At 73.8% G+C, this 16,269-nt stretch carries 12 protein-coding genes; 7 read left to right on the top strand and 5 right to left on the bottom strand.

What is annotated here, in order from left to right; translation table 11 throughout:
* Nucleotides 1–3 precede the first annotated feature (3 nt).
* Entirely contained in the window at nt 4–1,242 is a 1,239-nt protein-coding gene (locus tag WMF12_RS30710; protein WP_437851112.1) for an MbnH family di-heme enzyme, read from the top strand.
* A complete protein-coding gene (locus tag WMF12_RS30705) occupies nt 1,239–1,934 on the top strand; it encodes a hypothetical protein (RefSeq protein ID WP_437851111.1) in 696 nt (231 codons plus the stop codon). Before WMF12_RS30710 ends, WMF12_RS30705 begins: the two co-directional genes overlap by 4 nt.
* 42 nt (nt 1,935–1,976) lie before the next feature.
* Here WMF12_RS30705 and WMF12_RS30700 read toward each other — a convergent pair whose 3' ends face one another.
* Nucleotides 1,977–2,948, bottom strand: coding sequence for a hypothetical protein (locus WMF12_RS30700; protein WP_437851109.1), 972 nt, complete (start codon nt 2,946–2,948; stop codon nt 1,977–1,979).
* A 312-nt stretch (nt 2,949–3,260) separates the two neighbouring features.
* Between WMF12_RS30700 and WMF12_RS30695 the strand changes: the two genes are divergently transcribed.
* The 5 genes from WMF12_RS30695 to WMF12_RS30675 are packed head-to-tail and all read left to right on the top strand — an operon-like array spanning nt 3,261 to nt 8,111.
* Nucleotides 3,261–3,851 (top strand): hypothetical protein, encoded by a 591-nt coding sequence (locus WMF12_RS30695; protein ID WP_437851107.1) that lies wholly within the window; start codon nt 3,261–3,263, stop codon nt 3,849–3,851.
* A gap of 54 nt (nt 3,852–3,905) precedes the next feature.
* A complete protein-coding gene (locus WMF12_RS30690) occupies nt 3,906–5,684 on the top strand; it encodes an OmpA family protein (RefSeq protein WP_437851105.1) in 1,779 nt (592 codons plus the stop codon).
* 3 nt (nt 5,685–5,687) lie between these two features.
* A complete protein-coding gene (locus WMF12_RS30685) occupies nt 5,688–6,209 on the top strand; it encodes a Rab family GTPase (RefSeq protein WP_437851103.1) in 522 nt (173 codons plus the stop codon).
* On the top strand, nt 6,209–7,348 hold the full coding sequence (locus tag WMF12_RS30680; protein WP_437851101.1) for an ATP-binding protein: 1,140 nt from the start codon (nt 6,209–6,211) through the stop codon (nt 7,346–7,348). Before WMF12_RS30685 ends, WMF12_RS30680 begins: the two co-directional genes overlap by 1 nt.
* 4 nt (nt 7,349–7,352) lie before the next feature.
* On the top strand, nt 7,353–8,111 hold the full coding sequence (locus WMF12_RS30675) for a response regulator (RefSeq protein ID WP_437851099.1): 759 nt from the start codon (nt 7,353–7,355) through the stop codon (nt 8,109–8,111).
* A 46-nt stretch (nt 8,112–8,157) separates the two neighbouring features.
* On the opposite strand, the gene WMF12_RS30670 is transcribed toward WMF12_RS30675, so the two are convergent.
* The 4 genes from WMF12_RS30670 to WMF12_RS30655 all read right to left on the bottom strand — a co-directional run bounded on the left by WMF12_RS30670 (nt 8,158) and on the right by WMF12_RS30655 (nt 16,215).
* On the bottom strand, nt 8,158–8,946 hold the full coding sequence (locus WMF12_RS30670) for a high-affinity nickel-transport family protein (RefSeq protein ID WP_437851097.1): 789 nt from the start codon (nt 8,944–8,946) through the stop codon (nt 8,158–8,160).
* Between the two features lie 142 nt (nt 8,947–9,088).
* The gene (locus tag WMF12_RS30665; protein ID WP_231864310.1) at nt 9,089–9,331 is read right to left on the bottom strand and encodes a hypothetical protein; all 243 of its coding nucleotides are present in this window, start codon (nt 9,329–9,331) and stop codon (nt 9,089–9,091) included.
* 154 nt (nt 9,332–9,485) lie between these two features.
* The gene (locus WMF12_RS30660) at nt 9,486–12,197 is read right to left on the bottom strand and encodes a vWA domain-containing protein (RefSeq protein ID WP_437851095.1); all 2,712 of its coding nucleotides are present in this window, start codon (nt 12,195–12,197) and stop codon (nt 9,486–9,488) included.
* Nucleotides 12,198–12,579: 382 nt separating this feature from the next.
* Nucleotides 12,580–16,215, bottom strand: a complete 3,636-nt coding sequence (locus WMF12_RS30655; RefSeq protein ID WP_437851093.1) for an FG-GAP-like repeat-containing protein — start codon at nt 16,213–16,215, stop codon at nt 12,580–12,582.
* Nucleotides 16,216–16,269 lie beyond the last annotated feature (54 nt).

The raw sequence follows: 16,269 nt of genomic DNA, 5'->3' as shown, positions 1-16,269 counted from the left end.
GCCATGGCGATGTTCGCTTCGATGACCTCTCTCCGCCGCTCGGCGATCTCCTCCGCCCTCGCCGCGCTCGCGGCCCTCTGCTGTGCCTGCGGCGACGACGATGGCCCGGGCGGATCGACGGGGGAGGGCGGCGGCGGCCAGGGCGGCGGCGGCGATGGGGGAGGCGGCGCGGGCGCCTATGCGTGGGGGCTGCCGACGGGCTTTCCGGTGCCCAAGGTCCCCGAGGACAACCCGATGTCGCCGGCGAAGGTCGAGCTCGGCAGGCGGCTGTTCTACGACGTGCGCCTGTCCGGCAACGGCACGTACTCGTGCGGCTCGTGCCATCGCCAGGAGCTCGCGTTCACCGACCACCTCGCGAACGCCGAGGGCTCGACCGGCCAGCTGCACTCGCGCAGCTCGATGAGCCTGGCCAACGTCGCTTACCTCACGACGCTGACCTGGGCGAATCCGCTCGTCGAAGCGCTCGAGGAGCAAGCGCTCCTGCCCATGTTCGGCGAGACGCCGGTCGAGCTCGGGCTCGCCGGCATGGAGGACGAGCTCCTGGAGCGGCTACAGGGCGAGCCGCTGTACCAGGACCTCTTTCCCGAGGCCTTCCCCGGCGACGACGAGCCCATCCGCCTCGCGAACATCACGAAGGCGATCGCCGCGTTCGAGCGGTCGCTGCTCTCCTACCGCGCGCCCTACGACCGTTACCGTTACGGCGGCGACCCCTCCGGGATGTCCGATGCGGCGCTGCGCGGGATGGATCTCTTCTTCTCCGAGAAGCTGGAGTGCTTCCATTGCCACGGCGGCTTCAACCTGTCGGACTCGGTGGAGCACGACGGCACCACCTTCACGGAGGTGATGTTCCACAACACGGGGCTCTACAACACGGACGGGAACGGCGCTTACCCGGAGGGCAACGGGGGAGTCTACGAGATCTCCCACAAAGAGGCGGACATGGGCCGGTTCCGCGCGCCCACGCTGCGGAACATCGCCGTCACGGCGCCGTACATGCATGACGGCAGCATCGAGACGCTCGAGGGGGTGCTCGACCATTACGCCGCCGGAGGGCGCACGATCGAGGCTGGCCTCCCCAACGCCGGTGTGGGCAGCGAGAACAAGTTCAAGAGCGAGCTCATCAGCGGGTTCGATCTCACAGAAGAGGAGAGAGCGGACGTGATCGCCTTCTTGCAAACCCTGACGGACGACGAGTTTCTGAAGGACCCGCGCTTCGCGGATCCCTGGGCGGAGGCGCCGTGAGCCGAAGGCCTTTCCTGAGCCGGGCGCTCCTCGTGCCCGCGCTGGCGGTGCTCGCGTCGGCCGCGATGTACACCGGGGCGTGTGGTCACAGCCACGACCACACGTCGAGCGGGACGGCGTCCGACCCGACCCTGGCCGACGTCGTCTTCGAGGGCGGCGCGACCGACGAGGCCCTGGCGGCGCTGCTCGCCGTGGAGCCGAAGGACGATCCCTCGCAGGGCACGGTGTTCGACGCGCCCGAGGACGGCGCGATGCTCCCCGGCGACGCCGCGCCGGAGCTGACCTTCCACGTCGCGGGCGCGGCGCAGCGGACGGCGCCTCGGGCCGCGCCGGAGCTGCGGCTCGCGGCCGCCGCGGCGCCGGGGGCGCGGGAGCTCGCCGCGCCGGGGGCGTCGATCGTCGCGGAGCTCGGGGCGCTCCTTGGGCCGGCGCGCGCCGCCTGGGCTCACGGGACGCCCATCAACGGGCGCGCTTACTTCCTGGTCTTCACGACGGCGGAGCGCGAGCTGCTGCTCCAGGTGTTCACGACCAAGCTGAGCTACACGCCGGACGCGGCGGCCTGGGACAAGCTCCGCGCTGCCGGTGCGCCGATCACGGTCGGCGTGACCAGCGCGCTGTTCGAGAACAACCGCATCGTGCAGGGCGGCGGTCCCTTCCCGGGCGCGCCGGTCACGTTCACCATCCTGCCCTGAAGCCGCCGCGCGGCGCGCGGCGCGCCGCGCGGCGGTGCCGGCTCAGGACGAGCGCGGGAAGATGAGCGTGTACGAGCCCGGCGCGGGGTTGAAGAGCACCGCCTTGTCCGGGTGCTCCTCCCTGTCGAAATGGGGATACCACGGCAGCGCCCGCCAGGACTCCGACTCCTTGATGAACTCGCGGACGATGAGATCGAGCTCCACGTACTTCCCGGCGGTGATCGCGGAGAGCTCCGGTCCGAAGCTCCAGCGCTCGCGCCCAGGGCGCGGGGCGACGTCGTTGTGCAGCGCCCCGCCGTAGGCGATCACCATCTTTCCCGCGGCGTCCTCGCGGCCGAGCAGCGCCTTCGCCTCGGCGGCCGTCTGGCGCGCGATCATCTCGAGCATGGCCGTCACCGCGTCCGGCCCCGCGCGCACGATGGCGTCGACCTCCTGGCAGGAGGGCGTGAGCTGGTGGGGCCGGATGCCGAGCCGCTTCGCCGCGTGGCCGAGCGCGAGGAACTCGTCCTGGTTCTGCGCCGCCTGGCCCTGCGTGACCGTCCGCTGCTCCGTCTCGACCCGCGCGACCTGCTCCTTCTTGCAGCGCGGGTCCACGGCCCAGAGCTCGATGATCAGATCGGAGGCGCGGCCGGCGAGCGCCGGCAGGAAGAGCTCCGTGAAGCGTCGGGTCGTCGAGGGGATGCCCTCCGAGCCTTGCTGTGCGTGCGCCTCGCCCACCGCGAGCACGCGCGGGCCGCTCTCCAGGACGTGGGCGAAGGCCTGGGCCGGCGTATCGAAGGCGAGGCAGCCCAGCGCGCCGCAGGGCGCCGGCGCAGGGGAAGTCGCGGCTGCGGGGGCGGCGGCCTGCGGCGCCGGCGGCGGCGGGGCGGCCGGGGGCGAGCTGGAACCCGAGGCGGCGGCGCTCGCGGAAGGAGCGCTCGCAGAAGGAGCGCTGGCCGAAGGAGCGCCGCCGGCCGGAGCGCCGCAGGCCGCGAGGAAGGCCGCGGCCACCAGGGAGGATCGCGGAGTTCGCATGCGAGCATCTTACCGGGCTCCGAGAGCTCCTGTTCAGCGCGGCGCCTCGGAGCAGCCGAGCGGCTCCCCGGCCGAGCCGCGGCCGCCCGGAGGCTCTCCCGAGGGCTACCCGCAGCCAGGGTGCTGACCCATGTTGCGCAGCGCGCGACGTGATGAGCGAGGGACATCGTGTCCAGACGGAAGAGAAAACCTAAGGGAGCGAGCTCGGTGAGGCGTCGCGAGCGCGACGAAGCGATACGAGAGCGCGATGACGAGCGAGCTCGGCTCGCAGAACGCGACACGCGGGGCACGCACGGAGAGGGGAGCTTCATCATGACCATGAGGACGAGCGGGCGGGCGGAGCACGAAGCCACCGCAGGACACGCAGAGTCCGCGATCACCAACAGCCTGGAGCAGGTGCGCGACATCCTGTTCGGCACCCAGTTCCGCGAGCTCGCGCGCCGGCTCTCGCACACCGACGCTCAGGTCGTCGCCCAGGCGGAGGAGCTGCGGAGCGAAGCGCGACGGCGTCTGGACGCGCTGGAGGCGCACGTGCGCGGGGAGATCGAGGCGCTCAGCGCGTCGATCGAGGCCCAGCGCGCGGCCGCCGACGGCGCGCTCGGCAGCGTGGCGCGCGAGTCGCGGGAGGCGCTCGAGCTGATCGCGCAGCGGGTCCAGCGGCTGGAGGAGCTCGTGGCGCGCACGCAGCGCGAGCTCCGGCAACAGCTGCTGGATCAGTCCAAATCGTTCCTCGACGAGACCCGGCGCACGCGGAGCGAGCTGAGCGCGATGCTCGAGCGCGAGCTGGCCGCCGTGTGGGGCGACGGCGCCGACGCGAGCGCGCCGGACGCGCCGGCGCGCGAGGCGGCCGCGGCGTCGGAGCGGTACCAGAAGACGGAGCGCCGCTCGGACGAGGCAGCGTGAGGCGGCCGCGCCGCTCCGGCCACCGGAGCGTGCGCGGCGGTCCGGAGAAGAACGATGCGAGAGCCGAGAGCGCGCCGCGAGGCGCCTCCGCCGAGAAAGACGCTCGAAGACCTCCGCCCCCTGCTCGTGGGCCCTGAGCAGCACCGGATCCAGCGGATCGAGGAGCGGCTGGACCAGTCCATGGTCGAGATGGTCGCGGGGGCGCTGCCCGAGGCCGTGATCGAGAGCCGCAAGAGGGGTGAGGCGCTCTCGTGGGCGCTGGAGCCGCTCCTCACCAGCGCGATCCAGGAGCGTGTGCGCCAGGACCCGGGGTCGTTCGCGGACGCGATCTCCCCCGCCATGGGGCCGGCCATCCGCAAGGCCGTGCGCTGCGCTCTCCGGGCGATGATCCAGCGCCTCAACGAGGCGGTCGCCCTCGGCCTGTCCTGGCAGAGCGTGCGCTGGCGCGTCGAGGCGCGCCGCACGGGGCGTCCTTTCGCGGAGGTGGTGCTGCTCCGCTCGATGGTCTACCGGACCGAGCAGCTCTTCCTTGTCCACCGCGGGACGGGGCTCGTCCTCGAGCACCTCAGCGCCGACGAGATCCCCTACAGGGATCCCGATCAGGTCACGGCGATGCTCACCGCCATCGACGCGTTCGCCCACGACGCGTTCCGGACCGACGCGCGGCTGGAGCGCTTCCGCGTCGGCGATCTGACAGGGTGGGTCGAGCACGGCCCGTCGGCGCTCCTCGTGTCCATCGTGCGCGGCGTGGCGCCACCAGCGTACGGGCTCGTCCTGTCCGAGACGCTGGAGCACGTCCACCTCTCGTACGGCGGTGAGCTCGTCGGCTTTCGCGGCGATCGGACGCCGTTCTCGGGCGCCCGCGAGCTGCTCTCGCGCTGCCTCCAGCAGCAACGCCAGCCGGTCCCGCGCCGAGCTCGGGCCGTGTCGATAGCGGCCGCCCTGCTGGCCGCGGTCGTCTTGACCGCGCTCGTCTTCTCGGTGCGCGCCTCGCGGGAGGATCAGCGCCGCGTCGAGGCCTGGGGCGAGGCGCTGCGGCGCGAGCCCGGCCTCCTGGTCACCGCGGCGGAGCGGCGCGCCGGCCAGGTCGTGTTCACGGGCCTTCGCGATCCGCTCGCCGCGGACCCGAGGGCCGTGCTCGAGCGCGGCGGCCCCGTGCGCCAGGAGGTCATCCTGCGCTTCGAGCCCTTCTATTCGCTCCATCCGCAGATCGTCGAGCGCCGGGTGGCGCGCGCTCTGGAGCCGCCGCCCGGGGTCACCCTGGCGCTGCGCGGCGGCGCCGTCGTGGCCAGCGGGGTCGCGCCCCAGCGCTGGATCGAGCGCGCGCGCTGGTCGGCAACGGTGCTCCCCGGCGTCTCGGGGTTCGACGGCGAGGGCCTGACGGCGCAGGAGTCGATCGACCGCGCGCACGCGGCGGCGCGATCCCTCGAGGCGATGGAGCTCCTCTTCCGCCGCGGCGCCGCGCGGCTCTCCGGCGAGCAGGCTGCGCGCCTCGACGAGGTCGCGGCCGCTGCCGAGCGGCTGATCGCCCGCGCGCGCGAGGCCGGCATGACCGCCGAGATCCGCGAGATCGGCTATGCGGATCCCGTCGGATCGGAGGCGTCGAACCGAGCGCTCAGCCAGGCCCGCGCGGAGCACGTCGCGGCTGAGCTCGTTGCGCGGGGGATCCCGGCCGATCGCCTGCGAGCGAGCGGCGGGGGAACGCGGCGTGAGGTCGTGTCCCCGTCCTGCGCCGGGGGCGCGGCGCGGGCCGAGTGCCTCGCCGGCGCGGACGAGCGCCGCGCGCGCAGCGTGATCTTCCTTGTGGACCTGCACGCAGAGAGCAAGGACTGAGTCATGGCGGAGAAACGCAAGGTCTGCGTGCTGGGCGCGACGGGGGTCGGCAAGACAAGCCTCGTCGCCCGCTTCGTGCGCAGCATCTTCTCCGAGTCTTACCGGACGACCATCGGCGTGACGATCGAGACACGGCGCGTGATGTGCGATGAAGGCGAGCTCGACCTCATCCTCTGGGACCTGAGCGGAGAGGACGAGTTCCAGGCCGTCCAGACATCGTACCTGCGCGGCTCCGCGGGCTGGCTCCTCGTCATCGACGGCACGCGGCGCCTCACGGCGGAGACCGGGCTCCGCCTCTACACCGCTGCGCGGACGATCGTCGGAGAGGTCCCGGCCGTCGTCGTCCTGAACAAGGCCGATCTCACCGCGGCGTGGGACATCGACGAGGCCACCGAGGCCAGGCTGAGGAGGGCGGGCCTCTGGATCACGAGGACGAGCGCCAAGACCGGCGCCGGGGTCGAAGGCGCGTTCAACGCGCTGGCGCGCGCCATGCTGGCGAGCGAAGCGCCTTGGTTGCGGGGTTGATGGACGTGGACACGTGGCTCCTCGCTGCGCTGGACAAGCTCGTCCTCGAGCGTTTGCACGACGGGACCTTCGTCATCCGCGGCGAGCCGCCGCCGTGGTTCCGAAGGCTCGGGTTCGCGCCGCCGTGGCGCGACTCGCCGCTCCCGATCGATCGCGCGCTGCCCTTTCTGGAGGTGTTCCTCCCCGAGGCGGAGCGGGCCTGGTCCGCGGAAGGCGCGCCGGGCGTGCAATCCGACTTCTGGACGCAGATGATCGGCGACGAGGCGCTTCACCTCGAGGCGACGGCGCTCCGCGTGGGCTCGTCGCGGCTGCTCGTGATCACCCGGAACGACGCGCTGTTCCAGGAGCGCCGCCGCGTCCTCCAGCGGGCGCGCGAGCTTCGCCTCGTGCACGAGGCGCTGTCGCGCGAGGTCGAGCGGAAGGATGTCCTCGTCCATTGCATCGTTCACGACCTCTCCGGCCCGCTGAACAGCCTCCTCGGCGCGCTGTCCCTGCTGGGAGAGCAGCCGCTCCCGGAGAAGAGCGGCGCGCTCGCCGCGGTCGCGTTGAAGGCCGCCCTGCGGCAGCGCGAGCTGATCCGGGAGATCCTCGACGTGTTCACCGCCGAGGGCATGGCGTCCGACGCCTCCAGCGGCGACGTCGCCGCGGTGGTCGACGTGCGCGGCACCGTCGCTCGGGTCGTCGAGGCGCTCCTGCCCATGGCGCGAAGCCGGGGGGTGTGCCTGGAGGCGCCGCCGGAGATCGGCTGCGCGCGGCCGTGCACCGTCGTCGGTGAGGAGCCCAGGCTCGCGCGCGTGGTCTCCAACCTCGTCGAGAACGCGCTCCGGTTCACGCCTCCGCGCAGGTCGGTGCGCGTCGCAGTGCACGATGAGCCCCGGTGGGCTCGCGTGACGGTGGAGGACGATGGGCCTGGCGTCTCCCCTGCCATCGCGCCGCGCCTGTTCCAGAAATTCGCGCACGGCCACGACCCTGGCGCGGGCAGCGGCCTCGGGCTCTACGGCGCCCGGATCGCGGTGGAGCGGTGGGGCGGGGCGATCGGGTACGAGGCGCGGCCGGAAGGTGGGGCGAGGTTCTGGCTCCGGCTGCGGCGTGTCGGCGCGGCGGGCGAGGCGGGTGGCGGCGGGGCGCAAGGGGGGTGATGCCATGGCCAAGCTCTTGCTGGTCGACGATGACTCGGGGACGCTCGCGTGGATGGCCGAGGCGCTGCAAGGCGCGGCGTACGACGTCCGGACCGTGCGCGGCGGGAGCGCGGCGCTGGAGCTCCTCCGGACGTGGACGCCGGATCTCATCCTGGCGGACTTCCTGATGCCCGAGATGGATGGCTTCGCCTTCAACCGGCTGGTGCAGTCGCGCGAGCGGGTGCCCGTGATGCTCGTCTCCGTCGTGAACCAGCCGGCAGAGGCGATCCTGCGAGGGGTCGCCGGCTATGTGCGCAAGCCCGTCACCGCGGCGGAGCTCCGCGCCGCCGTCGAGCGCGTGCTCGGCGCCGTCGAGGGGGTAGCCATCCTCGTCGTGGACGACGACGCGGACATCCGGGAGTGCTACCGGCTGATCCTCGAGCCGCGCTTCAGCGTGCTCGAGGCCGAGAACGGGCGCGACGCCCTGGAGCTGCTCGCGCGCGAGCCCGTGGCGCTGGCCATCGTGGACGTCCACATGCCCGTCATGAACGGGGTGGAGTTCATCCGCGCGATGCGCGACGACGCGAGGTTCTGCACGATCCCGGTCGTGGTGCAGACGAGCGACCGGGCGGCCGCGCGCGCGCCCGTCTGGACCGATCTGCACGTGGCGCAAACGATCCTGAAGGACGAGTTCCTCGACTGGCTCATGACCCAGATCGACGCGCACCTCGCGCCGGCGTCGCCGCGCGAGGCCGAGCGCGCCTGGTCGACCGCGAGCCGGTGAGCGCCGGGCGTCGCTCCTTCGGCGAGCGCGGCCCACCCGGGCGCCGTCAGCCTGGCGTCCACCGCGGGTTCGCGGTGAACAGCCCGGATCCGAAGCTGATGTCGTAGGCCAGGAACAGGCCGAACCCCACGCTGAGGAGGCTGGCGACGGCGCCGAAGGCGTAGTGTATCCCGCTGGTGCGAGCGCGCGCGTAGGCGAACGGCAGCGCGAGCACCCCGGTGATGAGCGTCATCCCGGCGATCGTGCCCACGCCGAACAGCGCGATGTAGCCGATGCCCCACCGCGGGTCGCGCACCGTGGTGAGCACGAGGAGCGCCACCGCGGCCGAGCCCGCGAGGCCGTGGACCACGCCGATGAGCAGCGGCCGGAGGCTCGCATAGACGCGCGAACCGCCGAACACGCGGTCCGCCCAGCCGAGGTCGTGCCGGTGGCCGTCGTGGTGAGCAATCTGCGCAACAGGCGCAACAGGCGCAACAGGCGCAACATGCTCGACCGGAGCAACGTCGGGCGCCGGCGGCTCGCCCCGCCGGACCGCCCGGTAGAGCCGCGCCAGGTGGTACACCCCGAGGCCGATCAGCATCAGGGCGACCGAGAGCTCCATGGCCAGGCCGACATGCGGCGGCACCACGAGCCCGAAGAGCAGGATGCCACCGCCGATCACCATCAGCGTGAGCGTGTGGCCGACGCCCCACATCGCGCCGATCAGCAGCGCCGTCCCGAGGCTCCGGACCCGGCTCACGACGGTCGCCACCGCGATCACATGGTCCGCGTCGGTGGCGTGGCGCATCCCGAGAGAGAAGCCGAGGAGCAGCAGCGGAAACGCCGAGGCGAACATGTCCCCTCTCGTAGCACGGACGGCGCGCGTCGTGTCACGCTGTGCGCGGCCGCCTGTTCCCGCCTCCGGCGGGCTCGCTTCGGCCTGTCGCGGCGAGCCGTCGTCTGCGCGGGGGCGACAAGCGCTGTTTCAGCTCAGCATGTCAGTTCGCGCGGTCTCGACTGAGCGCGTCGATGGCCTGCTGCATCCAGACCGCGTCTTCTTCAGCCTGCTTCAGGCCGTGCATCATCTGCTGGCGCAGCACACCCGTGGTCTGACGGATACCCCGTCGAAAGACATCGGCCGCGCGCTCGTGGACGACCTTGAGCCACGGGGCAAGGTCGCGCTTGTCGAGCGGCCCTGGAGCGTCCAGGACGGTGATGCAGGCATCGATGGCCTCGCGCATGGATCGGGACTCGAGCGCGTCGGCGAAAGCGGAGAACTGGAGCAGCGACTCTCGCAGCGCAGCGCGTCCGGTCGATGAGACTCTGTCTGTCATGGCCGCGCTCAGCCTACCACCTGGGCGACGCCTCCGCCCGTGCGCGCGCTGCGATTGCGCGTCAGCGCAGGCGGGATCGCCCCGCCGTCTCCAGCAACATCGCGAGCACGAGCGGATCGCCGAGGCCTTGCTCTGCGCCGATGTGCGCGCGGAGGCGCGACAGGCGCGCCGCATCCTCCAGGAACAGCGGTTCGTTCAGCCGGGTCGCGGCCTCGTCCAGGATGCCCTCGCGCTCGGAGAGGAGCACGGCGGCGCCGGCGCGATCGCCGCGCGCCACGCGGGCAGCGGCCTCCGCGAGCGACTCGCCCGCGGCGAAGCCCTGAAGCGTGCGCGTCATCGACGCGTCGACGGACGCCGCGCTGGCGGCGTCGCTGTCCGCATAACGCACCTCGATGGGGATCTCCTCGATCACGTTCCTCTTGGAGAGCCGATCTTTGTACTTGAGCTCGACGGTCGCGACGTTTCGCTTCCCCGCGCCGGGGCCGGCGCTCAGCTTGAGCAGCAGCGCGTGCCGATCATCGCGGGCGAAGACAGGCATGAAGAAGCGCATGCCGCCCTCGGCGTCGTCGCGTCGGTCGGCCGCGATCCGGTCCCGCGACTGGGCGGCGACGTCGGCCGCGATCTCCTGGGCGCGGACGCGAGAGGCCTCGGCGCCGTCCAGCCGGCGCGAACCGTAGACGCGGAGCAGCTCGACGCCCGCCTTCAGGCGCACGCGCACCTCCACCGCGGTCGCGACCGGGTCGAGGCGCTTGTCGAGCTCGGTCGACAGCGCGGGCGCGATCTGCTCCGGGTGTCGCAGGTAATAGTAGCCGCCGGCGCCGTCGCTCGCGATCGAGCTCATGAGCTGGCCGTCGAAGTCGTCGCCGAGCCCGAGCGCGCTCGTCTGGATGCCGCGCTGGAAGGCGTCGAGGGCGAGCCACGCCAGGCGCTCGCTGTGGGTGAGGCCGCTCGTCGCCCGGCCGTCGGAGACGAGCAGCACCACGCGCACGGCGTCCTCGGGGATGCCCGGCCGGCTCGCCTGCGCGTAGCCCAGCGAGAGCCCTGCGCCGATGTTGGTGCCGCCGCCCTCGCGGAGCCCTTCGATGGCGCGGCGGATCGCCGCGCGGCGCGGGCCGACGGGGCCGTCCTCGATCACCACCTCGGCGTCGCTGGAGAAGGCGGTGAGCGAGAAGTCGTCGGCCGGCGCGAGCCGATCGACGAGCGCCTGCGCGGCGCGGCGGGCGCTGTCGATCGGCGCGCCGGCCATCGAGCCGCTCGTGTCGAGGACGAGGTGCACGGAGAGGTGCGGCCGCGCCGCCGCCGCCGCCGCCGCGGAGCGGAGCGCGAGGCGCAGGTGGAAGGCGCCGCCGCCCGGGCCGAGCGCGGCGCGCTCCAGGTCGGCGCGCAGGCCGAGCGCCTTGTCGGGGGCGAGCGGGACCTCCGGGGCGTAGCGGGCGGCGACGTCGCCGACGAGCTCGCGCTCCGCCGCGGGCACGACGCCGCGCGCGAGGGCGGCCTCGAACGCGGCCAGGTGGCCGCCCCCGGGCCGGTACGTGGTGGCGAAGCGGCCGTTCGGATCGAGGGCGACCTCGGGCTCCGGAGCGTAGGCGGCCGCGCTCCGCGCCGAGACCGGCGGCGAGGAGGCGCCGGCGCGCCCGTGGCCGCTCCCGAACCCCTGGCCTGACCCGGCGCCCGCGCCGTGCCCGATCGTCCCGATGGACCCCAGCCCGGGCGCCGCGCTCTCGCCGGCGAGGCCCCCGTGGCCGGCGAGGGGGAGGCCCGCGCCGCCTGCGGACGACGCGGCGCCGTCGAGCCCCCACGGCGCCGTGGGGGCGCTCGGATCGCCGCCGCCCCCGGCGTTGAGCAGCCCGATCATCCCGAACTCGGCCGAGTCGCGCAGCGCCTGCTGTCGCGCCACGTGCGGATCGGGGCTGTCGCTCGGGCCCTTGACCCCCCACCTGTTCCCCGTCGCCCCCGCGCGCGGCGTGGACGATGGGTGGCCCATCGACCCTTCCTCGCCCTTGGCTCGCGTCCCTGCGCCGCCCTCCTTCGCGTCGGCGGCGGGCTCGCCCTCGCGCTCGATCGCCGCGCGCAGCTCGCGCTCGTCGGCGGACGCGAGGTACTGCTGCACGAGCGCGATCCGATCCGCGCTCATGCCCGTGGACGGGTCGACGAGGGGCGGCGCCCAGCGAGCGAGGGCGCCGAGGAGCCCGAGGTGCAGGGCCGCCGAGACGGCATGGAGGGCGAGGCTCTTCCGGCTCACGAGCGAGCGGCCCACGCGCTCGCCCGCGGCGGCATCGGCGCGGATCTGGATCCGCACGCCCGCGATCTCGACGTCCACGCGCCCTTGCGCGGGCAGGGGCACGAGCGTGGCCCCGGGGATCGACGCGCGCTCCGCGCCGGCGTGCAGCTCCCGCGCCGCGGCCGCGGACAGCGGCGCGCCGCCGGGGGTGAGCGCGAGCGTCCCCGTCGCGGCGCCCAGCAGGACGAAGCCGACGCGCCCGGCGCTGTCGACCTCGAGGAGCGGCGCGCGGCGCGCGCCGAGCGCGCGCTCGGGGAGGAAGCAGTCGCACGGGCGACCGTCGTCGCGCCGCTCACCGACGTCGAACGCGCGCGGCGGCGTCAGGTGCTGGACGAAGAGCACGGTCGTGCCCCAGGAGATGACGATCTCCACGGAGCGCACCGGGCCTTCGGCCTCGCCGCCGCTCGCCGCGTCGGGCTGCCTCGCGGCGGTGAGGTTCGGATCGGTGGCGGCGCCGCCATCCCCGGCGTCCGTCGTGTTCGCGCTGGGCATAGATCTCCCTTGTGCGCCGCGCGGAGCGGCGCGCTCACGTCCCCTGGATCCGCGCGGAGGACGCGCGGATCCGCGTCCTTCAGGCGGGCGCTCGGCCGCGCTGGCCGGCTGTCCGTCGTGCCTGCGGAATGACAGCGGCGGCGCGGGGAGGTTCCGGGGCTCGAACCTCACGCGCCGCGGCAGCGCCTGTGCTCCTCCCCTCCCGGGCGAGGTACTCGGCGCGCCGCTGAGCCGCGGCCTGGCATTCCGGCTCTGCAGGGCCGAGGCGGCGCGGCGGCTCGGCGAAGGGGGCGAGGCGCGCGTGTGGAGCGGCCTCGATCCGGCGGACCGCGCCGCCCTCGTCGACGCGGATCCGCGCGGTGGTGCGCGGCTCCCTCACGGCCTACGCCCTCCGCCGCCTCCGCCACAGCGCCATCACCCCGACCAGCGCCGCGCCCAGCGCCGCGCCCGCGCCGCGAGCGCCGGACGCGCGCCGCGGCCCGGCGCCCGCGGCCTCGCACGCGCAGCCTCCGCCCAGCTGGAGGATGAGCGGGGCCTGCTGCGGGCCTTCGCACAGGTCCACCGTGAGCGGCCGCGGCGCCGTCCGCGCGACCCCTTGCCTGAGCGGCGTGTCGAGGTTGCCCGTGTTCTGGTTGTCGTGGTGGAGGCTCTCCCAGGCGATGAGCGCGCCCGTCGTCGCCTCGGTGTGCCAGGCGAAGAGCCAGCCGTCGTGGGTGCCCACCGCGATCTCGAGCGTGCCGTCGCCGTCGAGGTCGCCCACGGCGGGCGTCGTGGTGATCGACTGGCCGGTGAACTTCGGGAACCCGCGCGGCTCCCGGCCGCACCCATCGAAGGCGTGGAGGAAGTAGCCGCTCGATCCGCTCAGCACCTCGGGGTAGCCGTCGCCGTTCAGATCGACGACCGCCTGGCTGCCCGAGATCGCGTAGTCCTCGAGCACGAACGGGGCGCGAGGCAGCATCGCGCCCGACCTGCCGCTCCAGACGGCGAGCAGGTGAGGCCCCGGCTGCGTCGCCCCCTGCGTGCCCGCGAGGGCGAGCGCGGCCGCCTTCGAGGCGCCCGCGGCGATGACGTCGGGGGTGCCGTCCTGATCGATGTCGCCGAGCGCAGGTTGCGACAGCAGCGGGAGCATCGTCCGGGCGCCGGCGGCGGGCGAGAGGGGGCCGAACGTCGGGTCGAGCCCGGCCGGCGAGCCGCCGCTCGCCCGCGGCAGCGCGCCCGCCGGCGTCGCCAGGAGCTCGCGCTGCTCGCCGGGTGAGGCCGGGAGGACGAGCGGCGGCGCGCCGTTGCCCTGGACGACGCCCGCCAGCGCGCCGTCGAACCGCCCGACGACGCCCGAGGCCGTGATCCCCTCCGCGGCGAGCGGGTCGAACGAGAGCGACGGCACCGTGATGGGCCACCCTGCGAGCACGGGCCCGGAGGGCGCGGTCGTGCCTCGCCCATCGATCACGTAGACCGCCCCGGCCTCGCCGTCCTCGCCGAGCCGCTCGCTCGACGCGACCAGCAGATCCGGCAGCGCGTCGCCGTTGAAGTCGGCCACGGCGGGCGTCGCGAGGAGGCGGCTCCGCGCCGGCTCCTCGGCGAGCGGACCCGCGTAGTGCACCTCGACGGGAAAGCCGCGCAGCGCGTTGCCATCCCTGTCGAACGCGTGGACCGTGCCGTCGAACGCCGCCTGGATCACGTCGAGCCGCCCGTCGCCGTCGAGATCCGCGAGGACCGGCGAGGCGAAGGCCCCGCGCGCGATCCGCGCGGCCGCCGACATGCACGGCGCGCTCGCCGGAGCCCCGGGATCGAGGGGGCAAGAGGGGATCTCGGGCAGGCGTTTCGGCCACCCGTACCGGTCGCTGCCGTCCGCGCCGATGACGTAGATCGTGCCCGGCCAGGTGGAGATCGCGATCTCCTGCCTGCCGTCGCCGTCGAGGTCCGCGATGGCGGGCGCGCTCAGGATCGGCTCGCGACCGAGCTCACTGTTCACCTTGCTGTACGCGGGGGCGCCGAGGTAAACGGGCGTGGCCGGGGACGCCGGCTCATCGAGCAGGCCGTCGGTGGCGCCGGTCATGAACGGGAACCCCGGCAGCGGCTGCGGCCCCTTGGGCGTCACCTTCAGCACGTGCAGCGCGCCGCCGGCCGTCGGGTAGACGAGCTCGCGGACGCCGTCGCCGTCGATGTCGGCCATCTTCGGGCTGCCCTCGCCGCTGTCGCCGACGCGGACGGGGAAGCCCTGGACCAGCGTCGGATCGCTGTCGACGTGGATCGTGCGCCGCGCCTCGCTCTCCACGTCGCCGGTGGCGTAGTGGGCCCTCGCGCGGACGCGCACCGTGATCGCGCGATCGTCCTCGCCGTGGGGGCTGTCGGGGTCGCGGAGGTGGGACGTGTCGATCGTGCGCACGTCGAGGGAGGCGATCGGGCCCTCGGCGCCGGTGACGACCGTCGGCGCGACGTTCGTCTCCTTGTGGATCACCTTGAAGTCCGCCGCGAGCGGCTGCGCGCCTGCCGCCCACTCGACCCAGTAGTCGTAGGCCATCGCCCGCTTCGCCGAGATGGTGCCCTCGATCGGCACCGGGCCCTGGACCTGATCCTTGTAAACGACCTCGAACCACCGCGGCGACGTGATGTCGACGGCGGGCGGCACGCGCCCCTCCTGGAGCGCCTCGACGGCGCGGTTCGCGTTGACGCGGCCGTGGCCGAACCGCTGATCGAACCCCGCCTGCGAGAAGCGGTACAGCGACCCGGGCTCCTGCGACTCCGGCACGGCGATGTCGTCGGCGGTCGCGACGAGCAGGCCCTGCACCTCCCCCGGGGACAGGGACACGCCGCGGTCGAGGGCGACGGAGTAGAGCAGCCCCGCGACGCCGGCGAGCTCGGCGGTCGCGTCGCTGGCGCAGCCGGGGCTCGACACGGCGAGCACGTTGTTGCCGCCGAAGCTCGAGCACGGGGACGCGTCGACGAACGTGGTCGACGTCGCGACGCTCTGGCCGTCGTAGCGGACGGCGCTCACGGGCAGCGCGTGGTTGCTCGTCGCGGGCACGCTGTGGTGGCGCGAGCCCTCGTTGCCCATCGACGCGACGACGAGCGTCCCCTGGGCGTGGGCGTAGTCGAGCGCCGCCTGGACGAAGCCGGTGTTGTCGACCGCGGTCACCGGGCACTGCACGACGTTGGCCCGGCTGTCGGCCGCATAGAGGAGCGCCTTCGCGAGGTCCTGCGCGTCGGCGACGTGGCTCTCGCCGACGCGCAGCGGGATGAACCTGCACCGCGGGCACACGCCCGCCCCGCCCAGCTGGTTGTTCGTCTGCGCGGCCGACGTCTTCGCGCCCTCGGTGCCGTGGCCGTCGCGGGCGTCGTCGAACGGATCGTTGTCGTTCTTGAAGAAGTCCCAGCCCGCGATGTCGTCGGCGTAGCCGTTCTGATCTTCGTCGATCCCGTCCGAGAAGTTGAGGATGAGGTCGCCGGCGTCGAGCTGGCCGTTCCCGTTCCGATCGCCCTGCGGCCGCCCCTCCGACGCCGCGGGCGTGAGCTCCGGCGTGTCCCTGTAGTCCGCGACGGAGAGGACCCCATCGCCGTTGCAGTCGAAGCCCGCGAGCGCGCCGTCGCCGCCGCACGCCGCGCCGTCCGCGCGCCGCGGCTTGTGGGCCGCGAGCTCGCCCTGGTTGAGCCACACCTTCTCCAGGAGATCCCCCTCTCCCCAGAAGATCCCGGAGTCGGCGACGGCGATCCTGACGCGCGGGTCCCCCTGGGTGAAGCGCCAGGCGAGATCGATCGCCATGCCGGCGGCGGACTCCTCCGGCCGGACGTACCCGCTCGGGGCCGGGATGAACGAGTAGAAGCCCCACTGCCCGCTCTGCGTGACCGACGTGCCGTAGTCCGGGTCGTTCGGCCAGTGCTCGGGCTCGGCCATGTCCGCTGCGCTGGCCAACTCGGGCGGGGGCCAGCCGCCGGACGCGTCGGATGGAACGAGCGCGCCCGCCGCGGCGCCGCCGAGCGCCCCCAGAAGAGCAAACGAGGGAAAGCAAGTGCAGCGCATGCCGAGACCCTACCATCGGTTCGCGCGCGCGAGGCAACCGCCGCCTCCAGCAGG

Source organism: Sorangium sp. So ce363, assembly GCF_051520435.1.
Lineage (GTDB): Bacteria > Myxococcota_A > Polyangia > Polyangiales > Polyangiaceae > Sorangium > Sorangium cellulosum_B.
Note: the sequence above shows the minus strand (reverse complement) of the source record. Positions and strands in the feature narration are given on the sequence as shown.